This window comes from Candidatus Pelagibacter bacterium nBUS_44 (assembly GCF_051200895.1).
GTDB lineage: Bacteria > Pseudomonadota > Alphaproteobacteria > Pelagibacterales > Pelagibacteraceae > Pelagibacter.
This window is the reverse complement of the sequence record NZ_CP172838.1, coordinates 1,048,001-1,071,411: the sequence shown is the minus strand read 5'-3', so window position 1 is coordinate 1,071,411 and position 23,411 is coordinate 1,048,001. Positions and strand designations below refer to the sequence as shown.

At 29.5% G+C, this 23,411-nt stretch carries 26 protein-coding genes and 1 pseudogene; 10 read left to right on the top strand and 17 right to left on the bottom strand.

Going from position 1 to position 23,411, the window contains the following annotated elements:
* Nucleotides 1-2 precede the first annotated feature (2 nt).
* Genes ACIJYB_RS05980 through lgt form a run of 5 tightly spaced genes read right to left on the bottom strand, consistent with a single transcriptional unit; the run spans nucleotide 3 to nucleotide 4,263 of the window.
* On the bottom strand, nucleotides 3-710 hold the full coding sequence (locus ACIJYB_RS05980) for a 50S ribosomal protein L25/general stress protein Ctc (protein WP_435150560.1): 708 nt from the start codon (nucleotides 708-710) through the stop codon (nucleotides 3-5).
* A gap of 45 nt (nucleotides 711-755) precedes the next feature.
* Complete coding sequence (locus ACIJYB_RS05975; RefSeq protein ID WP_435085460.1) at nucleotides 756-1,688, bottom strand: ribose-phosphate pyrophosphokinase; 933 nt, start codon at nucleotides 1,686-1,688, stop codon at nucleotides 756-758.
* Between the two features lie 8 nt (nucleotides 1,689-1,696).
* Complete coding sequence (pgeF, locus tag ACIJYB_RS05970) at nucleotides 1,697-2,479, bottom strand: peptidoglycan editing factor PgeF (RefSeq protein WP_435150559.1); 783 nt, start codon at nucleotides 2,477-2,479, stop codon at nucleotides 1,697-1,699.
* Nucleotides 2,448-3,503, bottom strand: a complete 1,056-nt coding sequence (locus ACIJYB_RS05965) for an SAM-dependent methyltransferase (RefSeq protein ID WP_435150558.1) — start codon at nucleotides 3,501-3,503, stop codon at nucleotides 2,448-2,450. The genes pgeF and ACIJYB_RS05965 overlap by 32 nt, the downstream gene beginning before the upstream one ends.
* A complete protein-coding gene (gene lgt / locus ACIJYB_RS05960; RefSeq protein WP_435150556.1) occupies nucleotides 3,490-4,263 on the bottom strand; it encodes a prolipoprotein diacylglyceryl transferase in 774 nt (257 codons plus the stop codon). The genes ACIJYB_RS05965 and lgt overlap by 14 nt, the downstream gene beginning before the upstream one ends.
* Before the next feature lie 32 nt (nucleotides 4,264-4,295).
* On the opposite strand from lgt, the gene ACIJYB_RS05955 reads away from it, so the two are divergent.
* Complete coding sequence (locus ACIJYB_RS05955) at nucleotides 4,296-4,562, top strand: hypothetical protein (protein WP_435150554.1); 267 nt, start codon at nucleotides 4,296-4,298, stop codon at nucleotides 4,560-4,562.
* Here ACIJYB_RS05955 and ACIJYB_RS05950 read toward each other — a convergent pair.
* The 3 genes from ACIJYB_RS05950 to ACIJYB_RS05940 are packed head-to-tail and all read right to left on the bottom strand — an operon-like array spanning nucleotide 4,518 to nucleotide 6,925.
* Nucleotides 4,518-5,837, bottom strand: coding sequence for an ATP-binding protein (locus ACIJYB_RS05950; protein WP_435150553.1), 1,320 nt, complete (start codon nucleotides 5,835-5,837; stop codon nucleotides 4,518-4,520). The genes ACIJYB_RS05955 and ACIJYB_RS05950 overlap by 45 nt on opposite strands.
* The gene (locus tag ACIJYB_RS05945; protein ID WP_435085450.1) at nucleotides 5,818-6,495 is read right to left on the bottom strand and encodes a response regulator; all 678 of its coding nucleotides are present in this window, start codon (nucleotides 6,493-6,495) and stop codon (nucleotides 5,818-5,820) included. The genes ACIJYB_RS05950 and ACIJYB_RS05945 overlap by 20 nt, the downstream gene beginning before the upstream one ends.
* Nucleotides 6,488-6,925: a MarR family winged helix-turn-helix transcriptional regulator gene (locus ACIJYB_RS05940; RefSeq protein ID WP_435150551.1), complete on the bottom strand. Its 438-nt coding sequence runs from the start codon at nucleotides 6,923-6,925 to the stop codon at nucleotides 6,488-6,490. The genes ACIJYB_RS05945 and ACIJYB_RS05940 overlap by 8 nt, the downstream gene beginning before the upstream one ends.
* Nucleotides 6,926-6,997: 72 nt before the next feature.
* On the opposite strand from ACIJYB_RS05940, the gene ACIJYB_RS05935 reads away from it, so the two are divergent.
* A complete protein-coding gene (locus ACIJYB_RS05935) occupies nucleotides 6,998-7,879 on the top strand; it encodes a branched-chain amino acid aminotransferase (RefSeq protein ID WP_435150549.1) in 882 nt (293 codons plus the stop codon).
* On the opposite strand, the gene pgsA is transcribed toward ACIJYB_RS05935, so the two are convergent.
* Genes pgsA through uvrB form a run of 5 tightly spaced genes read right to left on the bottom strand, consistent with a single transcriptional unit; the run spans nucleotide 7,876 to nucleotide 13,612 of the window.
* Nucleotides 7,876-8,460, bottom strand: a complete 585-nt coding sequence (gene pgsA, locus ACIJYB_RS05930) for a CDP-diacylglycerol--glycerol-3-phosphate 3-phosphatidyltransferase (RefSeq protein ID WP_435150547.1) — start codon at nucleotides 8,458-8,460, stop codon at nucleotides 7,876-7,878. The two genes, ACIJYB_RS05935 and pgsA, sit on opposite strands and share 4 nt — an antisense overlap.
* A gap of 2 nt (nucleotides 8,461-8,462) precedes the next feature.
* Nucleotides 8,463-10,298, bottom strand: a complete 1,836-nt coding sequence (gene uvrC, locus ACIJYB_RS05925; RefSeq protein ID WP_435150545.1) for an excinuclease ABC subunit UvrC — start codon at nucleotides 10,296-10,298, stop codon at nucleotides 8,463-8,465.
* Nucleotides 10,285-10,710: a dihydroneopterin aldolase gene (locus ACIJYB_RS05920; protein WP_435150543.1), complete on the bottom strand. Its 426-nt coding sequence runs from the start codon at nucleotides 10,708-10,710 to the stop codon at nucleotides 10,285-10,287. Before ACIJYB_RS05920 ends, uvrC begins: the two co-directional genes overlap by 14 nt.
* Entirely contained in the window at nucleotides 10,707-11,459 is a 753-nt protein-coding gene (locus tag ACIJYB_RS05915; protein ID WP_435150541.1) for an SDR family oxidoreductase, read from the bottom strand. The genes ACIJYB_RS05920 and ACIJYB_RS05915 overlap by 4 nt, the downstream gene beginning before the upstream one ends.
* On the bottom strand, nucleotides 11,441-13,612 hold the full coding sequence (gene uvrB, locus ACIJYB_RS05910; protein WP_435150539.1) for an excinuclease ABC subunit UvrB: 2,172 nt from the start codon (nucleotides 13,610-13,612) through the stop codon (nucleotides 11,441-11,443). The genes ACIJYB_RS05915 and uvrB overlap by 19 nt, the downstream gene beginning before the upstream one ends.
* A gap of 35 nt (nucleotides 13,613-13,647) precedes the next feature.
* Between uvrB and ACIJYB_RS05905 the strand changes: the two genes are divergently transcribed.
* Nucleotides 13,648-14,847, top strand: coding sequence for a pyridoxal phosphate-dependent aminotransferase (locus ACIJYB_RS05905; protein ID WP_435150537.1), 1,200 nt, complete (start codon nucleotides 13,648-13,650; stop codon nucleotides 14,845-14,847).
* Here the strand turns inward: ACIJYB_RS05905 and ACIJYB_RS05900 are convergent.
* Together ACIJYB_RS05900 and trxB are read right to left on the bottom strand one after the other, a co-directional pair.
* Nucleotides 14,839-15,858: an NAD-dependent epimerase/dehydratase family protein gene (locus ACIJYB_RS05900; protein ID WP_435150535.1), complete on the bottom strand. Its 1,020-nt coding sequence runs from the start codon at nucleotides 15,856-15,858 to the stop codon at nucleotides 14,839-14,841. The two genes, ACIJYB_RS05905 and ACIJYB_RS05900, sit on opposite strands and share 9 nt — an antisense overlap.
* Before the next feature lie 42 nt (nucleotides 15,859-15,900).
* Nucleotides 15,901-16,845, bottom strand: coding sequence for a thioredoxin-disulfide reductase (gene trxB / locus ACIJYB_RS05895; protein ID WP_435150534.1), 945 nt, complete (start codon nucleotides 16,843-16,845; stop codon nucleotides 15,901-15,903).
* A gap of 21 nt (nucleotides 16,846-16,866) precedes the next feature.
* Between trxB and ACIJYB_RS05890 the strand changes: the two genes are divergently transcribed.
* Together ACIJYB_RS05890 and ACIJYB_RS05885 are read left to right on the top strand one after the other, a co-directional pair.
* On the top strand, nucleotides 16,867-17,811 hold the full coding sequence (locus ACIJYB_RS05890) for a mitochondrial fission ELM1 family protein (protein ID WP_435150532.1): 945 nt from the start codon (nucleotides 16,867-16,869) through the stop codon (nucleotides 17,809-17,811).
* Nucleotides 17,811-18,474, top strand: a pseudogene (locus tag ACIJYB_RS05885) (hypothetical protein). The gene ACIJYB_RS05890 and the pseudogene ACIJYB_RS05885 overlap by 1 nt, the downstream one beginning before the upstream one ends.
* Nucleotides 18,475-18,478: 4 nt before the next feature.
* Here ACIJYB_RS05885 and ACIJYB_RS05880 read toward each other — a convergent pair.
* A complete protein-coding gene (locus tag ACIJYB_RS05880; RefSeq protein WP_435150530.1) occupies nucleotides 18,479-19,006 on the bottom strand; it encodes a hypothetical protein in 528 nt (175 codons plus the stop codon).
* Between the two features lie 81 nt (nucleotides 19,007-19,087).
* Here ACIJYB_RS05880 and ACIJYB_RS05875 point away from each other — a divergent pair, with 81 nt between their 5' ends.
* Nucleotides 19,088-19,804, top strand: coding sequence for a Crp/Fnr family transcriptional regulator (locus tag ACIJYB_RS05875; RefSeq protein ID WP_435150528.1), 717 nt, complete (start codon nucleotides 19,088-19,090; stop codon nucleotides 19,802-19,804).
* A 40-nt stretch (nucleotides 19,805-19,844) separates the two neighbouring features.
* Here the strand turns inward: ACIJYB_RS05875 and ACIJYB_RS05870 are convergent, their stop codons facing one another.
* On the bottom strand, nucleotides 19,845-20,288 hold the full coding sequence (locus ACIJYB_RS05870) for an Hsp20 family protein (RefSeq protein WP_435150527.1): 444 nt from the start codon (nucleotides 20,286-20,288) through the stop codon (nucleotides 19,845-19,847).
* 103 nt (nucleotides 20,289-20,391) lie between these two features.
* On the opposite strand from ACIJYB_RS05870, the gene ACIJYB_RS05865 reads away from it, so the two are divergent.
* The 4 genes from ACIJYB_RS05865 to nirK all read left to right on the top strand — a co-directional run bounded on the left by ACIJYB_RS05865 (nucleotide 20,392) and on the right by nirK (nucleotide 23,411).
* Nucleotides 20,392-20,619 (top strand): hypothetical protein, encoded by a 228-nt coding sequence (locus tag ACIJYB_RS05865; protein ID WP_435150525.1) that lies wholly within the window; start codon nucleotides 20,392-20,394, stop codon nucleotides 20,617-20,619.
* Nucleotides 20,620-20,942: 323 nt separating this feature from the next.
* Nucleotides 20,943-21,584 carry an aspartyl/asparaginyl beta-hydroxylase domain-containing protein gene (locus ACIJYB_RS05860; RefSeq protein ID WP_435150523.1) on the top strand — a complete coding sequence of 214 codons (642 nt, stop codon included), beginning with the start codon at nucleotides 20,943-20,945 and terminating at the stop codon, nucleotides 21,582-21,584.
* A complete protein-coding gene (locus tag ACIJYB_RS05855) occupies nucleotides 21,572-21,826 on the top strand; it encodes a DUF6868 family protein (RefSeq protein ID WP_435150522.1) in 255 nt (84 codons plus the stop codon). Before ACIJYB_RS05860 ends, ACIJYB_RS05855 begins: the two co-directional genes overlap by 13 nt.
* Nucleotides 21,827-22,325: 499 nt before the next feature.
* Nucleotides 22,326-23,411 (top strand): copper-containing nitrite reductase, encoded by a 1,086-nt coding sequence (nirK, locus tag ACIJYB_RS05850; protein ID WP_435150520.1) that lies wholly within the window; start codon nucleotides 22,326-22,328, stop codon nucleotides 23,409-23,411.

The window sequence follows — 23,411 nt, the reverse complement described above, 5'->3', positions numbered from 1 at the left end:
GATTATTTCTTTTCTTCGGCAGGTTTTTTATCATCACCTTCTTTTTTATCACCCTCAGCTGCTGGTTTATCACCATCTTCAGCTGTCGCTGCCTCAGCTCCTGCTTCACCTTCTGCTGCTTCTGCTTCAGCTGGTTTCTCAGGTTCTTTCATTACCGTAGGTGCAGCCAATGTTGCTATAACAAAATCTCTTCCTACAATTGTTGGAGTAACATCTGCTTCTAAATTTATTGATGAAATTTTAAAACTTTCGCCAATATCAACTCCATCAAGATCAATTACTAGATTTTCTGGAATTTTTTCACTTGGACATCTTAATTCTACTTTTCTTCTTACAATGTTTAAAACCCCACCTCTTTTTAAACCTGGAGATTTTTCATGATTAATAAATTGTACTGGAACTTCTATTCTTATTTTCACTCCTGGAACTACTCTTAAAAAGTCTACATGTATTGGCTCATCAGAAATGATATGATACTTTATTTCTCTTGGAAGTACGTTTTGTGGTTTACCATCAACATTTAGTGTGACTATATTTGATAAAAAGTTTTCTTTTTCGATTAAAGATTTTAATAATTTTTTTGAAATAGATATTGTTTCATTTTTAGCTTCGCCACCATAAATAACAGCAGGCACACTCCCATTATTTCTAAGAGTACTTAACTCACCCTTTGTTTTAGTATTTCTAATGTTTGCGTCTAATAAATTCATAAAATCATGGGTTTTTAGCTCAAGTTCTTTAATAACTCAAGGTAATTATTTAAATAAATCTGATACAGATGTTGAGTTTGATATCCTTTTGATTGCTTCTCCCATTAAACCCGATATTGGCAGAACCTCAATGTTTTTAGCACCTTTAATTTTATCGTTATTGTCAATCGTGTCCGTAATTACAAGATTCTTAATTACAGAATTCTTAATTTTTTTAACAGCCTCACCACTTAAAACTCCATGAGTGATATACACATAAACATCTTTTGCTCCTCTATCTTTAAGAGCTTTGGCAGCATTAACTATCGTTCCACCTGAATCAATAATATCATCAACGATTACGCAAGTTTTTCCATTAACATCGCCAATTACATTCATGACTTGTGATTGACCTGGTTTTGGTCTTCTTTTATCTACAATTGCAAGTCCTACATTTAAAAGTTTACCTAAGGCTCTAGCTCTTTCAGTTCCACCTACATCAGGAGCAACACAAATAATATTCTTACTTTTTATTCTTTTTTTTGCATGTCTAGCAAAAATAGGTGTTGCAAATAAGTTATCAACTGGAATATCAAAAAAACCTTGAATTTGACCTGCATGCAAATCAACTGTTACAACTCTATCAGCTCCTGCTTTTGTGATCAGGTTTGATACAAGCTTAGCTGATATCGAAGTCCTTGGAACAACTTTTCTATCTTGTCTTGCATATCCAAAATATGGAATTACGGCAGTTATATTTTTTGCTGATGATCTTTTCAGTGCATCTATACACAGCAAAAGTTCCATTAGATTATCATTAGCAGGAGACGAAACTGATTGAATAATAAATATACTGTTCCCTCTTATATTTTCATTTATCTCAACATAAATCTCACCATCAGAAAAATTTTTGATGCTAGAATTTACCAATTTAGACTTTAAATATTTTGCAATATTTTTACTAAGAGGCTTGTTGCTGTTACCGGATAATAATTTCATTAAAAAACCTAATTAAGCATAATTATGGAAATATTTCTACCATAATCATTATGTTTTAACTTTAAAGCTCTTCGTGCACTAAAAAAATTGTTTTTAATATCAAAAGTATCAATTTTTAAATTATCAATATGTTTAATGTTAATAACTTTCAGGGAAGAATGAATGAACTTTGTTAAATCAAAGTATAATTTCTTCTTTCCGTCTCTGAAAAATAATGAATTTTTTTTATCTTTTTTAATAAATTTTTTCTTAAAATCCTCTTTAACTTCATAATTTTTACTTGAAATAGATGGACCTATAACGGCTGTCATGTTTTCGGTTTTACATCCCTTTTTAATCATAAAATTGACTACTTTATTTATGATGCCTTTAAAAGCACCCCTCCATCCCGCATGAATTGCTGCCACCATCTTAATTTTGTCGTCATAAATTAATATCGGAGCACAATCAGCAGTTAAAACTGCAATAGGTAAGAATTTTTGATTTGTAATTATAGCATCCGCTTTAGGTTTTTTCTTTTTTTTATATGTCTCATCAATATAAACAAATTTGTTACTATGAAATTGACTTACTAAGTAAATATTCTTTGCTTTAATACTGATTTTTTTTCTTACTTTTTGTAAGTTTTTTTTAACACTGGATTGTTTATCGTTAGAACCTGGGCCACAGTTAAGACTTTTGTAAATATTTTTTGAATGACCACCCACACTATTAAAAAAACCATGTTTTAAGTTTTTTATTTTTGAGAGTTTTTTTGATTTAATCACTTTCAAAACCTGTTTTAAATTCATTTGATGTTTTCTTTATGAGCATTACCTTAAATAGTTCTCCCATTTGTTTTTCATCTATAAGTCGTCTTATTCTGTAAAATAAGTCTGATTTTTTTGAAAAAGGTATGTTCTCACTTACAATTTCTGCCCTTTGAATTATTCCCATGCTGGTCAAAAATTTTTTTTGATTACTGAAAATTGAATTAAGATCATCAAATTGATCTATATATTTTTTAAATATATTAAAATTTATATTATATGTAATATCAGATTGTCCTATATCTTCCAAAACATTAGAATATTTATGTTTATTTATTGCTTGAAGAGTTTCATGCATTTTTGAATTTAAATACCCATAATCAACAATTAATAATCCACCATTGTTCTTATTAATTATACTGCAAATTTCTTTCAAATACTCAAATGAACTTGGAGAATATTCAATTATTTTTTGATCTTTAGAAATTTCGAAATTTAATTCTTTTTCAATTTTTTTAATGTCTATAAATTGTTCTTCAAATTTAGCTTGATCACTTTCTTCTAAATTCACAAATCTTTCGACCCATCCTTTATTTTTTTTAAAGAATTGCTTAATAGGTAGGGCATCAAAAAATTCATTAGCAAGAAAAATTGTAGGATAAGAATTTAATTTTTTTATATCATTTTTCCAAATTACATTTTCTAATTTTAAATTTTTATGTTGTTGTTTTTTTAAAAAAGTACTTTTTTCATGTATTAGGAATTTACAATTATTAAAGCACTCTGGAAAATTTTTTAGTGTCGATATTATCACTTTCATCATTTCACCATTTCCAGCTCCAAGTTCCAGGATATTGAATTTCTTAGGAGAGCCGATACTTTTCCAAAAAGTTATTATCCAAACAGCAATTATTTCAGAAAAAAGCCTTGTAATATTTGGAGCTGTAATAAAATCACCTTCTGCTCCAAAAGGATTTTTTTTCATATAGTAGCCAGTGTCTTTGTCGTAGAGTGCAAATTCTATGAATTTATCTAAGGGTAAACTAGTGTTTTTATTTATTTTCATTTTTAAGATAAAAAACAATTGTTCCAATGATTAGGAATACCACGCTAACGATTTGTCCAGTTGATAAATTAAAAGCCAAGTACCCAATATGTTCATCTGGCACTCTATAAAATTCAACGAAGAATCTAAATACTGAATAAAAAATTAAAAATAATCCTGAAATTGTACCAGGTTTCAATAAATAATTTTTTCTTCTAAAGTACATCAATAGTAGGAATAAAATTATACCTTCTAAAAATGCTTCATATAATTGTGATGGATGTCTTGCTAAATTGTCAACTTTGACAAATATTACTGACCATGGAACATTGCCAACTTTTCCATAAAGTTCTGAATTTATAAAATTTGCTAATCTTCCAAAAAAAATCCCAATAGGAGCAACTAAGGATACGAGATCCATATATAGAAATGGATTTTGATTATTTTTTTTAGCAAATAAAATACTTGCAATAATTATACCTAATAAGCCTCCATGAAAGGACATGCCACCTTGCCAAATCTTAAAAATATCAAAGAAATTATTTAAATAGAAATTAAAGTTATAGAAGAATACATATCCTAGTCTTCCACCCAGAATAATTCCTATGATTAAATAAGTTATATAGTCATCAAACTTTTCATTAATATTTGTATTTTTGATTAATATCTTTTTGCATAGCAACCAGCCGATTATAATCCCGAAAATATAAGCTAAGGAATACCATCTAATTTCAAATGAAATAATTTGAAAAGCAACTGGGTCAAAATTATTGATGAACATTTTATATAAAACTTATAAAGTATATATTATATATGAAAAATTCTAAATTTATAATTAATAAGTTGGCTAAACTTTTTGAGCAGGGCATAATTTCTACAAAAGATCTAAGTTCTGAGCTTTTAAATATTCTAAAATCTAAAAGAGATGAAATTGTTTTCAAAATGAAACTTACTAGCAAAGATGAATTTGATGTATTATCTAAAAGAGTTGAAAATTTAGAAAATAAAATAAAAAAATTAGAAAAAAAAAAACTACTAAACGGGCAAAAAGATCTTAACACGCAAACCATTCATACTTGATCTTTCAAGCATTATATTTCCACCATGAGACCTAATGATATCTGATGCGATAGATAAACCAAGACCTACGCTTGACTTAGACTCTGCTCTGCCTTTATCAATTTTATAGAACGGTTTAAATACATTATTGCGCTCTTTACTTGATATACCAGGCCCGTCATCATCTATTATTATAAATAAATTTGTATTTTTTTTATTGAGCTTTACTTCAACTTTATTTGCATATTTTAAAGCATTATCAATAATGTTATTTAAACATCTATTAATTAAATTTTTTCTTCCATTAATATAAATTCTTGGTGTGATATCTTCTTTAATGTTATCATTGTCATATTTTTTAATAACTACTTCCACTAATTCTGATAGATTAAACATTTCATCTTTCTCAACATATGATGAGCTTGTAAATTGAAGATATTCATTAAGCATCTTTTCCATCTCATTAATATCCTCAGTTAATTTTTTTGATAAATCTTTATCTTTAATGAAAGCAATTTGTAGTTTCATTCTTGTTAAAGGTGTTCTTAAATCATGACTTATTCCAGAAAGCATTTCAGTTCTTTGATTTAAATGTTTAAGAATTCTTTTTCTCATTTTATCAAACTCATATCCAGCTTGTCTTATTTCTAATGCGCCTGATGGTTTAAATTCTTCAACTTCTTCTCCTTTGCCAAATTTTTCCGCAGCTCGTGCAAGATTTGTGATTGGTCTAGTTTGGTTTTTTAAAAATATTAATGAAATAATTACCATTATTATTGCTGGGACAGTAATCCATAGAGCAAAAAGTCTTGCAGATGAACTTGTAACTCTATCCTTTGGAATTAAGAATTTAAAGTAACCGCTATTATATTTAATTCTAAGATCAATTAATTCTTTATAACTTGTAGTATCAAACCAATATTCTAAAGAATTAAAGTGAGATTTTAATTCTCTTCTGAGAGTTCTATCTATTGGACTAAACCATCTTTCATTATATTGATCGTCAAAATTTTTATTATCAATAAACTCTATGTTTAAGTCTAAAAAAAGAGAAAATAGATTTGTTAATTCGTCTTTATCTAGTTTTTCATTATCATAAACTTCAATAAATGTATTAATTTCGTTGACGAGTGCTTTTGTCATTCCCTTATTAGTTTTAATCCAAAGACTGTCAAAAAATACAAAGGTTATTACTAATTGTAGAACCAATATAGGGGTAGCTACTATTAATAGTGCTCTATAAAATAACCTTTTGGGTAATATTTTTTTTAAGAAATTACTTAATCCAGAGAACATATCCTGCACCTCTTATAGTTTGTAAAAATTTTGGATTTTTGGGATCAATCTCAATTTTTTTTCTTAATCTAGTAATTATCACATCAATTGATCTTTCTTTGTCTAACTCAATTAGTTGTCCAATATCCTCTCTTGAAAAAGTTTTTCCAGGATTATTAATCATTTTTTCTAAAATAGTTTTTTCTGTATTGTTAATTTTGAACTCATTATCATTTTTGATTATTAAAAGTTTATTTAAGTCAATTTTTACATTTGCAAATTCTAAAATTCTTATCTGCTCAGTTTTTATTGTTTTATTTAAAATATTTTTAATTCTTAAAATTAATTCTTTTGGTTCAAATGGTTTTGCTAAATAATCATCAGCACCAATTTCTAAACCCTCAACTCTTTCACTAGCCTCTCCTTTAGCAGTTAAAAGAATAATAGGTGAATCTAATTTCTTTTTATTATCTTTAATAAATTCTAGACCATTTTTTCCAGGCATCATTATATCTAAAATTATTAAATCAAATTTTATGATTTTAATCTTTTCAGATGCGTCCTCAGCACTATTTGCTGTTGTGACTAAAAAATTATTTTCATTTAAATATTTTTTGACTAAAGATCTAATTCCATCATCATCATCAACTACCAGGATATGTGCTATAAATTTATCCATTAATGATTTTACTTAACACATTGTCAAAATTTATTACTTCATCTGAACTAGACTTCAGCAATGCACTGTAAATTCTTTTCTTTTGCAGATCAAAAATTTCATTAAATAGCTTTTTGCCCTTTTCATTTAAAAAAACATGCTTAACCCTTGTGTCTTCATTATCTTTTTTAAAGGTTACAACTTCTAATTTGATTAAATCTTTAAGCACCCTATTTAAGCTTTGCTTAGTTACTTTTAGTCGTTTTAACAGTTCTGATATCGAGATCCCTTGATACATCGATAGTAAATGAATAACTTTGTGGTGAGCTAAGCCAATTGAGTGTTTGTCTAATACTTTTTTGGCATCTGAGAATGTTTCCCTATAGCTGATAAATAATTTTTCAATTAGACCTTTTAGTTGTTCGTCTTTTAAATATAAAAGTTCTTTCATTTTAGGTAAGTTATATTGACATATTAAAGATACAAAGATAATTTTCGCTTATAATTAAAATAAATTTCATACATGATACCCTACGATAAGAGATCTGGAAAAATTTGGTATAATAGTGAGCTAGTAGACTGGGCTGATGCCAAGATACACGTATTAAATCATGGGCTTCACTATGCTAGCTGTGTTTTTGAAGGAGAGAGAGTTTACGATGGTTCTATATTCAAACTAGAAGAACATACATCAAGACTTTTCTATTCAGCAGAAAGAATGGGAATGACAATTCCTTATACTGAAAAAGAAATTAATGATGCATGTAATAAAATTATCTCAGTTCAAAATGTAGAAAATGGATATGTGCGACCTACTATTTGGAGAGGTAGCGAGATGATGGCAATTTCTGCACAACAAACAAAAATTCATGTCGCCATTGCAACTTGGGAGTGGGGCTCGTATTTTGATCCAAAGCTAAAAGTGGAGGGTATAAAATTAAATATTTCAAATTGGCGAAGGCCAGCTCCAAACACTATACCTTGGGACACAAAAGCTTCAGGTCTTTATATGATTTGCACTTTATCTAAACATGAAGCAGAAAAACAAGGCTATACCGATTCCTTAATGCTTGATTATGAAGGAAATGTTGCTGAAGCAACAGGGGCAAATATTTTCTTTAAAGATAAAAATGGAGAAATACACACACCAATACCAGACTCTTTCCTAGATGGAATAACAAGAAGAACAGTTATAGAAATTGCAAAATCAAAAAATATAAAAGTTCATGAAAGAAAAATTAATCCATCTGAACTTTCAAATTTTGTTGGATGTTTTTTAACAGGTACTGCAGCAGAAGTTACGCCGGTATCATGTATTGCAGAAAATCAATTTAAAGTATGTGAAACTATAATTGATTTAAATGAAAGTTATCAAGCATTAGTAAGAAAGAAAAAAGCCGCCTAATCTTTATTGTCCTCAGACATTGCGTGATCTATTCCTTTACGCATATAATCATATCCTGTGAATAAAGTTAGAAATGCAGAAAGCCAAAGAAGTATAATCCCAATAGTTTGTGCATTATAATCTTGAAAATTGATAATCTTATTTCCTGTTTCACCTGAGAGTAAAAGAGCAATAGATATCATTTGCAAAACAGTTTTTAATTTTGCAAGATTTGATACAGGAAGTTTTATTTGTCCTTTGGCTAAAAATTCTCTTAATCCTGAAATTAATATTTCTCGTGTAAGAATAATTATTGCTGCAATAACTTCATAGTGTCTAATGGTACCATCCATTACTAATAGGATTAATGCTGTAGCTACTATAATTTTATCTGCAATTGGATCTAATAATTCTCCTAATTTAGACTCTTCTCCTAGCATCCGAGCCAACATTCCATCTAAAAAATCAGTGAAGGAAGCTACTATAAATAATATTAATGCAGTCAAATCCCCATAAAACCCAGGCAGATAAAAAGCCAAGACAAAGAAGGGCACAATTATTATTCGTCCTATGGTCAGTATGTTTGGAATTTTTCTAAGCATAATTATTCGTGAAAGAAGTTATATATCTTTTTTGCAACTTTTTCCTCAACACCTTCTACAGATTTTATTTCATCAAAACTAGCAGACTCAACAGATCTTGCAGAACCAAAATGGTTTAATAATGCCCTTTTTCTAACAGCACCAATACCATCTATCTGATCTAGCAATGATTTAGATAATCCTTTAGCTCTTTTGGCTCTATGGGAAGTAATTGCAAATCTATGTGCCTCATCTCTTAGTCTTTGCATAAAGAATAAAGTTGGATCATTTTTTTCAAATTTATAGCTTTTACCATTATAGAAAAAAGTCTCATCTCCACTATTTCGCATTTTACCTTTTGCAATAGCAATCATTGGAAGGTCATGTAAACCCAATTCATCTAGCACTTCTTTTGTTGAAGAATATTGTCCTTTTCCACCATCAATCAGTATTAAATCTGGTAAGGTTAAATAATTACCTTTTTCTAAAATTGCTCTTTTAAATCTTCTAGACAAAACTTCTTTAAGCATAGCAAAATCATCTTGTTCTGCTCCTTTTGTTTTAATATCAAATTTTCGATATCTCTTTTTAACAAAACCTTCATTACCAAAAGTAACCATAGCCCCAACACTATTTGTTCCTGAAATATGACTATTGTCATACACTTCAACTAGATTGATAACATTTTTAAGATCAAATTTTTTAGCAACTCCCTCAAATAAATTTTTGTTATTATTTGTTTCATAAAGCTTTCTATTCAAGGATTCTTTGGCATTTTTTTCAGCCATTGCCACAACTTTTGCTTTAGTTCCTTTTTTGGTAGTGTTGATAGAAATAGTATTTCCCTCTTTTTTACTCAAAGTTTCTTCTATTAATTTTTTATCTTTAATATCGCTATTAATTAAAACTAATTTTGGAACAGTTTTATTTTCGTAAAATTGCATTAAAAAAGATGACATAATTTCCGAAACATCTTGATCGGGATCATGTTTTGGAAAGTAAGCTTGGTTTCCCCAGTTTTGTTTTGATCTATAAAAAAAAACTTGAATACAAGCTTTTCCAGATTCTTTATATCCAGCAATTACATCGGCATCAACCAGGTTTGCTTCATTAATTCTTTGCGAAGATTGAATAATGTTTAGAGATTTTATTCTATCTCTAAAAATCGAAGCTCTTTCAAAATCGAGTTGATCGCTTGCAGCTTCCATTTCTTTAGAGAGATTTTTTTGAATATCTCTAGATTTTCCAGAGACAAACTGAATTGCTTGATCAACAGAACTTTTATAATCATCTTTATTTATGTATCCCACACAAGGACCTGAACATCTTTTTATTTGATAAAGTATACAGGGTCTTTTTCTATTCTTAAAAGTTCCATCATCACAAACTCTTAATTGAAATATTTTTTGAAGCATTTTAATAGTCCAATTAGCCGTACCTGCAGATGCAAAGGGGCCAAAATAAAACCCTTCCTTTTCTTTTTTACCCCTATGTTTTGTAACTCTTGGCCACTGTTCTTTTTCACCAATAAATATGAATGGAAATGATTTGTCATCTTTAAGTAAAATATTGAATTTTGGTTTATGTTTTTTGATTAAGTTTGCCTCTAAAAGTAAGGCTTCACTCTCATTTGCTGTAGTTGTGATCTCTAGTTTAAAGGTTTGAGATAACATTCGTTCAGTTCTTATTATGTGATTTTTTTCAGCCACATAACTTTTTAATCTGTTAGGTAGATTTTTAGCTTTTCCAACATAAAGAATATCATCTTTATGATTTAGCATTCTATAAACACCAGGGCTTTTAGGAATTAATGGAAGTTCTTTTTTAATTACTTCTTTTCCAAGTTCAGAGCTTTTCATGACTTCTTTTTTTGGTAATTTGAATACCAACAGAGGTACATTCTTTTAATATCTCTAATTTTTCAATTTGAAGCATTATTTTACCAATACGTTTATCTTTAAACAAAATATCAAAAACATCTTCTGCAAGTGTTTCTAAAAAATTATAATGCTTATTTTTAGTAAGTTTTTTGATTAATTTTACCACTTGTCCATAATTTACAATAGACTTGATATCTTTATCGCTTGTTGGTTTTTTATCTTCGTAATCAATTTCAAGGCTAAATTTTACTTTTTGAGGTTTCTCTTTTTCAAACTCATAATAACCAAGTTTTAAATCCAAAGTTAATTCTTTAATAAGAATTTTTTTTTCATAATTAAATAAACCCTTATTTTTATCTATTTTTACAACTTTAAAATTACTTTTTTTCATTCTTTTCCTATTACATCCGGTGTTTGCCAGTTTAAACTTTGACCACTATCAACCGAAATTACTTGTCCAGTAATAGATCTATTTTTTATAAAAAAGTCAACTGCATTACAGATTTGTTCAACGTCTACTTGCCTTTTAAGAGGAGTTGCCATGTACTGTTTTTTAAAGTGTTTTGCAGATTGTCTTTTATTCTTTAAAGTTGGGCCTGGTGCTATACCATTAACTCTAATATTAGGAGCTAAACTCATGGCACTTGTTTTTGTTAGCGTATAAAGACCTGTTTTACTTATTGTGTAAGAAAAAAAGAAGGGTGTTAATTTAAATACTCTTTGATCAATAATATTAATTATATTGTTATTCTTACCTTTAATATTTTTTGCAAATTCTTTTGATAAAAGAGCGGGAGTTCTTAAGTTAGTCCTTAAATGACGTCCCCAGCTATTTGTTGTAAAATTTTCAAGTTTATCATTTTCAAATAATGAGGCGTTGTTAATTAAACAATCAAAATATTTTAATTTAGATTTAGCAAATTTTACTATTTTTTTTACATCCGTTTCTTTGCTTAAATCACCTTTGACTAAATATACTTTTGTTTTATTTTTTGATAATTCTTTCTTTAGTTTTTCTGCATCTAATTTAGATTCATTGTAGTGAATTACTATTTCTACTCCAGGACCAGAAAGCTTTCTTGATATTGCGCCCCCAATTCTGGTGGCACCACCTGTAATAATTACTTTATTTGCTTCCATTTTTTCTTTCCTTTTTGTGCTCTCGTACCCGGCAGGCCCATTGTTGATCTACCTTTAGGATAAATTTTATTATTTGAACTATATTTTTTTACTTTAGGATTTAAAGTAATTTCTAGTTCAGATGCCTCAAGTTTTCTTATTTCATCTCTAATTTTAGCTGCTTCTTCGAACTCGAGGTTAGTTGCAGATTCTTTCATTCTTTTATTAAGAGCTTTTAGGTGTTTTTTAAGATTGCCACCAATATTTTCATCAGTTCCAACTTTGACATAATCTTTTTCGTAAACACTTTCGAGTACATCAGCAATTTCTTTTTGGATACTTTTTGCACTGATGTTGTGTTTTTTATTATAGGCTACTTGAATAGATCTTCTTCTATCAGTTTCTTTAATTGCATTTTTGATACTTTTTGTTTCTTTGTCTGCATAAAGAATAACTTTACCTTCAAGATTTCTCGCAGCTCTTCCAATAGTTTGAACTAAAGATGTTTCGGACCTTAAAAATCCTTCTTTATCTGCATCTAGAATTCCAACTAATGCACACTCAGGTATATCCAGACCTTCTCTAAGTAAGTTAATACCCACCAAAACGTCAAACACACCCAATCTAAGATCTCTCATGATCTCTATTCTCTCAAGTGTATCAATATCAGAGTGCATATATCTAACTTTAATACCATTTTCATGAAGGTATTCAGTTAAGTCTTCTGCCATTTTTTTTGTTAAAGTGGTTACAAGGACTCTGAAACTTTTATCTATCACTTCTTTACATTCATGCATCAAGTCATCAACCTGGTTTTTTGCAGGTCTTATTTCAACTGGCGGATCAATTAACCCTGTAGGTCGAATTACTTGTTCTACAAATTTATTTTTAACTTGTTTTAATTCCCAAGGTCCAGGGGTGGCTGATACAAAAACTGTTTGAGTTCTCATTGCATCCCATTCTTCAAATTTAAGAGGTCGGTTGTCCATACAAGAAGGTAATCTAAAACCATATTCTGCAAGGTTGCTTTTTCTAGATCTATCACCTTTATACATCCCATTTAATTGAGGAACTGTTACGTGACATTCATCAACAAAAATTAAAGTATTATCTGGAAAATATTCAAACAAAGTAGGGGGTGGTTCTCCAGGTTTTCTGCCAGATAAAAATCTTGAGTAATTTTCAATTCCAGCACAAGAACCGGTTGCTTCAATCATTTCTAAATCAAATTTAGTTCTTTCTTCTAATCTTTGTGCTTCAAGTAATTTATTTTGTTCTTTAAATTTTTTTAAAGTTGCTTCTAGCTCTCTTTTAATTTTTATTATTGCTTGCTCGATTGTCGGTTTAGGTGTGATGTAATGACTATTGGCATAAACTTTAATTACATCAAGTTCACTAACTAAATCTCCTGTTAGTGGGTCAAACTCTTCTATTTTTTCTAGCTTATCTCCAAATAAACTTAATCTCCAAGCACGATCCTCTAGATGAGATGGAAAAATTTCTAGATATTCTCCACGAGCTCTAAACGTTCCTCTATAAAAGTTTTGATCATTTCTTTTATATTGAAGTGCTACCAAAGATTTTATTAATTCTTCTCTATTATAATCGTAATTGGTTTTTAAACTTAAAGTCATTTTACTGTAAGCCTCAACAGAACCTAGGCCATAGATACAAGAAACACTTGATACAATAATTACATCATCTCTTTCCAACAAAGATCTTGTTGCTGAGTGACGCATTCGATCGATTTGTTCATTAATTGAAGCTTCTTTTTCAATATAAGTATCTGAACGTGGTACGTATGCTTCTGGTGTATAATAATCATAATAAGATACGAAATATTCAACTGCGTTATCTGGAAAAAAAGATTTCATTTCTCCATACAGTTGTGCAGCTAATGTCTTGTTAGGTGCAAGAATTAAAGCTGGTCTGTTTGTCTTTTCAATAACTTTTGCCATTGTAAAAGTTTTTCCAGATCCAGTGACACCAAGTAAAACTTGGCTAAGTTGGTCTTTATTAGCACCATTAACCAATTGTTTTATAGCTCCTGGCTGATCACCTGCTGGCTTAAAGTCAGTTTTCATCTGAAATTTTTTTCCACCCTCAAGTTTAGGGTTTATCGCAGGATTTTTATTCTGTACTGCTGTAATTAGATCTTGATAAGTGTTCTGCATTATTTATAAAACTAGTAGATTAAAATTATATTTCAATGAGCATAATATCAGACAGTTTAAAAAAGATTAAACCATCACCAACGATTGCTGTAACTCAAAAAGCAAGAGAATTAAAGGCTGCTGGCAAAGATATAATAGGCCTTGGAGCAGGGGAGCCTGATTTTGATACTCCGGAGAATATCAAACAAGCTGCAATTAAAGCGATTAATGATGGAGACACTAAATATACTGCGGTTGATGGAACCCAAGCTTTAAAAAAAGCAATTGTAAAAAAATTTAAAAAAGAAAATAATTTAGAATATACAACTGATCAAGTTACAGTTGGCGCAGGTGGAAAACACGTAATTTATAATGCAATGATGGCAACTCTAAATGAAGGAGATGAAGTTATTGTTCCAGCACCTTACTGGGTTTCTTATCCTGATATGGTTATATTAGCAGGGGGAACTCCAATTATTTTAGAGTGTAATGAAAAACAAGGATTTAAAATTAATCCAGCCGAACTAGAAAAATCTATTACTCTAAAAACAAAATGGATTATATTAAACTCACCATCAAACCCTACTGGTGCTTGTTATACAGAAAAAGATATTAGAGAAATTGCTGAAGTTTTAGCTAAGCATCCACATGTTTATGTTTTAAGTGATGATATTTATGAGCATGTTACTTATGAAGGGTTTAAATTTTTTACTATTGCTCAAATTGATAGTTTAAAAGATAGAGTACTTACCATGAATGGTGTAAGTAAAGCTTACTCTATGACTGGTTGGAGAATAGGATATGCGGCAGGTCCAAAAGATATCATTAAAGCAATTGGTAAAATTCAGTCTCAATCAACTTCAAACCCATCTTCAATTAGCCAAGCAGCAACAGTTGAAGCATTGAGTGGCACACAAGATTTTATAAAAGAAAGAGCAAATTCTTTTCAAGAAAGAAGAGACTTTGTTGTTAAAGCGTTAAATGAAATTGATGGAATTGAATGTTTAAATCCAGATGGTGCATTTTATGTTTTTCCAAGCTGCAAAGGTTTAATGGGTAAAAAAGATTCTAATGGTAACGAATTAAAAACGGATACTGATTTTGTTCAATCTTTATTAGAGAACAGTGGTATAGCAGTAGTGCAAGGTTCTGCATTTGGTCTAGAAGGATTCTTTCGAATTTCTTATGCCACTTCAATGGAAAATCTTAAAAAAGCTTTAGAGAAAATATCTACTTTTTGTAAAAGTCTAAACTAAACCAAGTCTAATTACAGAATTTCCAGCATCTACAATACTATCTTTTGCAGGTTTAAATTTCATACCCAGTAAATCTTCAGAATATGAAGTATCTGTCTGCATTAGAATTCCTAGTTCCGGCACCATAAGTTTTGCAGAAGAGTCTAGGTAACTAATTAGCTTTAGCATAAAGTTTGGCATTTCTTTTTTTGGTAGTTTTTTTGCATACTTTGGAAATGCATCTTGCATAATTTTAGAAATCTCAAGCATTTTTTTGACTTCTGAACCGATCAACAAACGTCTGCCATTTACTTTAGAATTTTTTAATGAAAGCACATGTGCTTTTGCTACATCTTTTACATCAGAAATTAATATTCCAAAATTTGGAGCCATTGGATATTTTCCTTTAAGGAAAAGTTGAACATATTTAGTTGATGTATTTTCTTTATCATCTAATGCATCACCATTAACACCACCTGGATTAATCACTGTTAATTTATCTTTCAATCCTTTGCTTTCCATTAATTCCCAGGCAACTTTCTCAGCTTTAGTTTTAGATATAATATAATCATTAGAACCACTCCATTCAGTATCTGACCAATCATTTTCTCCGACATTGTAAGGGTTGGTTCTATTGGGTCTTTTAAACATTGCGGCTATTGATGATGTTAGAACTATCTTTTCAACGTTAGCCTCTATACCCGCATTTAAAACTCTCAAAGTTCCTCCTTTAGCAGCTGGAACTAAAGCTTCTCTATTTCTTGAACTTTTCATGGGATAAGGAGAAGCAGTATGTATAATATATTTACAGTCTTTAGCAGCCTCATTCCAACCTTCATCTTTTAAAAGATCCAATTCAACAAATGATAATTTATCTGTTGAAACATATTCGCTTATAGTTTTTTTAGTTTTCTCTAATGAATTTTGACTTCTAACAGTTCCCAAAACTTCATATCCAGAATTTAATAATTCAATTGCTATATGTTTTGCTATCCAGCCACTTATTCCAGTTAGTAATACTTTATCAGTCATTTTGTTTTTCCCTCGGTTTGTATTAAGTTTTAAGAATTCTTATCAGTGAGATAAAAATTTTTCAGCCTCAAGTGCAGCCATACAGCCCATCCCCGCAGCTGTTACAGCTTGTCTAAAAGTTTTGTCTTTAACATCTCCTGCAGCATAAACTCCAGGGACATTAGTTTCTGTAGAATCTGGTTTAGTTATTAAATAACCTTCTTTATCCATATCTAACTGTTCTTTAAATAAAGCTGTTGCTGGATCATGACCAATAGCAATAAATAAGCCATCTATTTTCATTTCTTCAATTTTATTTGTTTTTAAATTTTTAATCTTAATTGCAGTTACATTTTTAGGATCACTATCACCTATAACTTCATCAACAGCACTATCCCAAATTATTTCAATTTTTTTATTTTCCATTAATTTCTTTTGAAGCATCTTTTCAGCTCTTAATTCATCTCTTCTATGAATTAATTTAACTTTAGACGCAAATTTTGTAAGAAACATTGCTTCTTCAACGGCTGCATTACCACCACCAACAACTGCAACTTCTTTTTCTTTAAAGAAAAAACCATCACAAGTAGCACAAGCAGAAACCCCAAAGCCTCTAAATTCTTGTTCTGATTTAAGATTTAACCATCTTGCCTGAGCACCTGTAGAGATTATAATGCTATCAGCAGTATATTTTTGACCACTATCACCAACAGCTTCAAATGGTTTAGACTTTAAATTTACAGAACTAATATGATCTTCAATCATTTCTGTTCCAACTGCTTTTGCTTGATCTTTCATTTGATCCATTAACCATGGACCTTGAATTACATCAGAAAATCCTGGGTAATTTTCAACATCAGTTGTAGTTGTTAATTGTCCACCTGGTGCAGAACCATAAACTAAAACAGGGTTTAACATTGCACGTGCCGCATAAACTGCAGCAGTGTATCCGGCAGGACCAGATCCTATTATTAACACTTTTGTGTGTTTAGTTGGATTTTGACTCATATGAAAGCTATATAGTGATTAATGACTAAATTAAAAGGCATATTATTAACTCAAGGAATGCATGGCATGATTAGTCAGGTAGAAGGTTTGGCCAAAGCTTTAGATGTTGATTTTACACACCACACGGTTGAACCAAATAGTTTTTGGAAAGTGATTCCTCCAAAGCTTACACCGATTTCGCAGAACGTTTATAAAAAAATTAACCAGGATGATTTTGATGTGATTATTTCTTGTGGTCGGAAAAGTGTTATTCCTTCAATCCATTTAAAAAATACAGCTAATAAAAAAGTATTTAATATTCATATTCAAGATCCAAAAGTAGATCTAAATCATTTTGATTTTATTGTTGCCCCTGAACATGATGCAATAGATGGCAAAAATGTTATTAGCACCAAAGGTGCCATTCATTATCTTACTGAAAGTGAAATCAATGAAAATAAAGATTATCTACAATCATTCATTAAAAAAGATCAAAGAAAAGTTTGGACTTTAATCTTAGGGGGTCCCACAAAATATTACGATTACTCTATAAAAAATATAAAAAATATTTTTACGGTGTTAGATAAATTATTAAAAAAACATGATTTTCAACTGGTAGTAATTCCATCAATGAGGACACCGATAAATACCATTCATTATGCTAAACAATTTTTTGGAGACAATCATACAGTTATAATGGATGTTGATAAAAAAGCCTATCTATCAGCCTTAGCAATTGCTGAAAACATTATTGTTACATGCGACTCTAGCTCAATGATATCTGAGGCAGCTTTAACGGGAAAACCTATTTATGTAGCTAATATTTTGCCTAAAAAAAATGACAAAAGATTTCAAAGATTTAGAAATTTATTTCGAGAATTAAATATAACTAGAATTTTAGGTGAAGAGATTGAAAATTGGAACTATCAAAAATTAGACGAAACGAATAGAGTAGCAAGTATTATCAAACAAAAAATTAATTCATAATGTCACTTTTAGATTCAATTCAAAATCAATCAAAGAAACATGAATTTCCTTTTGATCATTGGGAATATTATAATGCACTTACAGATGGTGCAATTGATGAAATTATCAAAGCAGATATTCCTGATGTAAGTAAGCATAATCTTAATTATGATGGAACTAGAGCAATTGATGGTGGGGCTGCTGAATTTAGAGAGGGTATAGCTTCAGGAGGGGAGGCAATAAAATTTAGATGTTTTGTAACAAAAGAAAATGAAAAACAATTTCCAAATTTGGTAAAATTTATTAACGAACTTCAATCTAAAGAAGTGCATCAAACTATTTCAAAAATGATCAATAAAGATTTATCAAACTCATATGTTAGAGTTGAAGTTATTTGTGATCGAGAGGGATTTTGGTTAAAACCTCATTGTGATATTAAAGAGAAACTAATGTCAGGACTAATATTTGTTAATAATACTAACGAGTTCAGAAGAGCTTGGAACAGATTTTTACAACGACAAACTAGAAAAAGTAAAAACAGTTCCTTACAAAAATAACTTTGGATATATGTTTACCAGTGGGCCTAATACTTGGCATGGCATGGAAAAGAAGACAATAGTTAAAGAAAGACGCTGTATTCAAGTAAACTATGTTACCTTTAAAACTGATTGGAAAGTTTTTTAATTTATTAGAGCTCTTTATTAGCAGTCAAAATTTTATCAATTTTAATAAAAGTTCTCCAACCATTAAAATTAATAATATTTTTTTTATATTTTTTTTTTACCAAATCAAATGAAGTATTAAATCTAGGTAGCTCAACAATTTCACAACTGTTATTTTCAGCGATATCAACAGCTTTATTAGTAAGTTGTAGAAAAACTTTTTTTTCTAAGACAGGGCTTGATGAAATTAGATTTTCTACAACCAAACATTTAGAAAATTCTTTTTTAGTATTTTTTGAAAAGCCTTTATTTATAATATCTTGTATTGAATAAATTAGTAAACCAACGTTGTATGAAGAGTCATTTTTAGCAACTAATATGCCGTTCGAATCTTGTTTTAGAACTAATCTAATATAGCTTTTTAGTCTATCCAATCCCCAAGATGGAAATTCTTCAGCTATCAATGGCAAGATACCTATTAAATTTAAATCATTATTTTTAAATCTTATAATATTTAAGCCTGGTAAATTGTTAATATTATTTGTACTAAGCATGGTCCTTATTTATTCTTAAATTACCAAGAACTATTTGATCTAAATCAAAAACAATTTATAGTTAAAATTATATATTCTCGTATGCAGTCAGCACAATTAAATAAAGAATTTAATGAAAAGAGCAGATGCTCAGAGTGCAATATTAGACCTTACTCATTTTGTAGATGTTTACAGGAAGAGAAACTTAAAGAATTTTCAAGTATTTCATCAGAGAAAAAATTTCAAAATAAAGTAAATATTTTTTTACAACAAGATGAAGCAAAAAATATTTATAATATTACTGAAGGGAATGTTAAGATTTATCAATTAATTGATGATGGTCGTATTCAGATAATTGGCTTTCTCTACCCTGGTGATTTTTTTGGCTCTTATAAAAATGGCAAATATAATTATTGTGCAGAAGCGATCGGGGATGCACGTGTATGTGTTTTTGAACAAAAAAAGTTAGATGATTACATTGATAAAAATATGGTTCTAGCAAAGGAACTTTTAAATCAAACATCTCATGAATTAACACTTGCTCAAGATAGAATGGGTGTTTTAGGCAAATTAGATGCAACAGAACGACTTGCTAAGTTTTTGATGAATATATCAGAGCAAAGAAAAAGAATTGGCTGGCAAAAAAATCCAATAAGTTTACCAATGACCAGACAAGATATAGCTGATTACCTAGGATTAACAATTGAAACAGTAAGTAGAGAAGTTTCTAAATTAAAAACTTCAAACATAGTCAAAGTCTTATCTTCTAAGCAAATCTATATTAACGATTTTGATAAATTATCCAATCTTTCAAAATAAATTAAATAGCCTCAGTATTTAACTGAGACTATTCATAATATTATTGCCTGCTAGTAATTGGTATTTCCTTAACATATTTTGGCAAAGGTTTTTCTTCTCTTAACTTAATTGATAATAAACCTTTTTCCATGATTGCCTCTTTGACTTTTACATCTTTGCTAATAATAAAGCTGGCACAGATATTTTCTTTTTCAACACCTTTATAAAGATATTCTTTATCATCTTTTTCAATTTTATTATTTGAAGTAGATTTTATTATAAGTACATTATCTTCAACACTGACTTTGACATTTTTTTTATCAATACCAGGTAATGCAACTTCAATATTATAGTCTTGTTTTCCTATCTTAGTAATATTGTAGCCACCTCTGTTAGTTTCAAACGCATCCAATTCTCTATGATGAATATCTTCAAAATGTTTAAACATATCATCAAAACCAACTGAAAAAGGTTTTAACGTGTCTATAATCGATAGTGATTTCATGTTTCTCCTTTCTATTAATTTAAAATAACAAAATTGAAAAAAAAAAATTTGGTCTATATCAAAATTATTAATTATTGATTTTGATCAAAACTGATATTTTTTGATGCATATCAGTGCAAAAATTAATCATAAAAATATATTTGTAACGAAAGGAGTAATAATGAACTACATGTTAACTAACAGACCTTATCACGGTAAGTCTAATATTGCGATTGCAATGATGTTCATTGCATTTGCGGTTATGTTGATTGCTGTTTATATGCCAGAATTTACTTCTAATCTTAAGACTGGAGTAGGCGGTACTGGTTTAGATTACAATCAAATACCATAATATAAAAAATAGATGGGTCCGGACCCCAATGTTAGTTTTGATTTAAATCAATATCATATTTTTAAAAAGATCTATTTTATAATTATGAAAATAGATAATCTTGTAACAACTTTAATTATAGCAATTGTTATAAGCTCTTTAGTTACATTTATTGCAGTTTTAATCTCACCTTATACTTTTTAGGATAGGTCTCACCATAGGTAGAGACAATATGAATTGTAGGATAAAATTTATGGTGAAACCAATTCACTTTTATTAAAACATATTTTATTAACATTGATTTACATCAATTTTCTTTTTTTTAATTTCTTTAATACAAAATAATGATTAATAAAAATCTTGTTTATAAGGTTCCAGGGTTATCATTTAATGTAGAGAGATTAACCAAAACTTATAAAGAAATCCTAAGAAACAAAAAATTTGATCAAGGGGATGGTTCGGTATCACATATAGATAGCATTTCTCTTAATAAAATTCCAGGTAATGATGATAGTACTTCAGGAAAATATTCTTGGGGACTTTATTGGACAAAACCAGATAGTTCAGGCCAAGAAGTGGCTAGAGCTGATTATATTGAAGAAAACAATTTTACAGAGTTTTTACCAGAGTTTGAAAATACATATTTTAAATTTGTTTACGATATATTATCTAGAAGATTCGCTTTAGGAAGAACTCGAATACTAAAAAAAGGACCAAGATCAACTTTGAGTTGGCACAAAGATCCAGAACCAAGGTTACATATTCCAATTATTACTAATCCAGGATGCAGATTTGTAATTGAAGACAGATCTTTTCATCTACCTGCAGATGGCGGTGTATGGATAGTCAATGCCAAAAAATACCATAACTTTTTTAATGGTGGAGAAGAGGATAGAATACATTTAGTGGCAACACTTCCACATAGTAAATTATTTACCAAAAGAAAGTACACTTATAATCAACTGTGGGATCAATGGGCGAGCTAGATTTAAATTTTTTAGTAAACTTTTTAGCATGGCTAATTATAGCTAATTTCTTATTTATAATTTTCCGAGTATTTATATTTGGAAGTTTTCCTAAAAGATTTATTTATAAGATACATCATTCATTCTTTAAAGTTTCACATAAAGATTTTGCAAAAGCACATTACAAAGGCATCATTCTCCATGTAACCTTAACAGTTTTTTTTGTTTTGCTTCCTTATATTGTCTTAAGATATTCAATTTAATCTCATAAAATTTTTCATTGTGATTAGGTATGAACTTTCTTCATATTGACCGTAATAATTTGGATGATTTGTAGTCATATAAAGAAAAAAACACGGCAAAAATAATACTAAAAAAATAAAAATTAAAGAAATACGTCTCATGATAATCATGAGCTACAAATAGATTTTTAGTTAATTAAGTTTATTGATCTAGAACAAAAATATTTAAAATTGATTTGAATCAAGTATCTAATTTTTATTTTATTATATTTATTGAGAATGTCGTTACCGATGATAATTGCAATTACCTATTTACCTTTTGTGGTCTTTAGTGCTTTCTCATGCATTTTTAAAGGTAACTCTGCAAAGTTATTTAAAATTTTATCTTTAATATTTGCAACAATAGCATTATTTTTTTATATACTTTTTATTAAAAATTTAATTAATTGATTTAAATCAAATTCTAAAAACTTTGATTGATATCAAATAAATATTTAATTCAAATATTAATGTAGTTTTTATGAATATAAAAAATTATATTTCTATTTTTATCTCATTAGTATTAATTTTAATTACATTACAGGCAAAAAGTGGTGAGGCAGACAAGCTTCCTGTAGTTATCCAGGAGCTTGTGCCAGCACCATTAGTTCCAACTCATAACATAGTTGCAAAAGGCGGACCTAAAGTAATTAAAGTGAGAATGAGTATTACAGAAAAAGTCATCACTATTGATAAACAAGGAACAAAATTTAGAGTTTTTGCTTTTAATGATAGTGTTCCAGGCCCACTTATCGTTGCCCATGTTGGAGATTATATTGAGCTAACATTAGTCAATCCTAAAAAAAATAACTTTGAGCACAACTTAGATTTTCATGCAGCAACAGGTGCTCTAGGTGGAGGAGGTCTTACACATATTTTACCAGGTGAAGCGGTAGTACTAAGATGGAAGGCAACTAAACCAGGGGTATTTGTTTATCACTGTGCACCAGGTGGTGCGATGGTACCTTGGCATGTTGTTAAAGGAATGAACGGTGCTGTTATGGTTTTACCAAGAGATGGATTGAAAGACAGAGAAGGAAATCCAATCACATATGACAAAGCATTTTACATTGGTGAACAGGATTTTTATCTTCCAAAAGATGATAACGGAAATTACAAAGAATATATTCACCCTGGTGATGGTTTTAGTGATGTTTTAGAGGTGATGAAAACATTAACACCTACCCATGTTGTATTTAATGGATCAGAAGGTGCTTTAGAGGGAGATAACGCTTTGACTGCAAAAGTAGGTGAAACAGTAATGTTTATTCATGCACAAGCAAATAGAGATACACGACCTCACTTAATTGGTGGGCATGGTGATTATGTATGGCCAAACGGATCGTTTAATGATCCTCCTAGAACTAATTTAGAAACTTGGTTTGTACCAGGGGGTGCAGCGGGAGCAATGGTTTATAAATTTAGACAACCAGGAACTTATGTTTATCTAAACCACAATCTTATTGAAGCATTTATCTTGGGTGCAAAAGCTGAAGTGAAAGTAACAGGTAAATGGAATAATGATTTAATGGAACAACTAATGGAGCCCACAAGAATTGCAGATTAA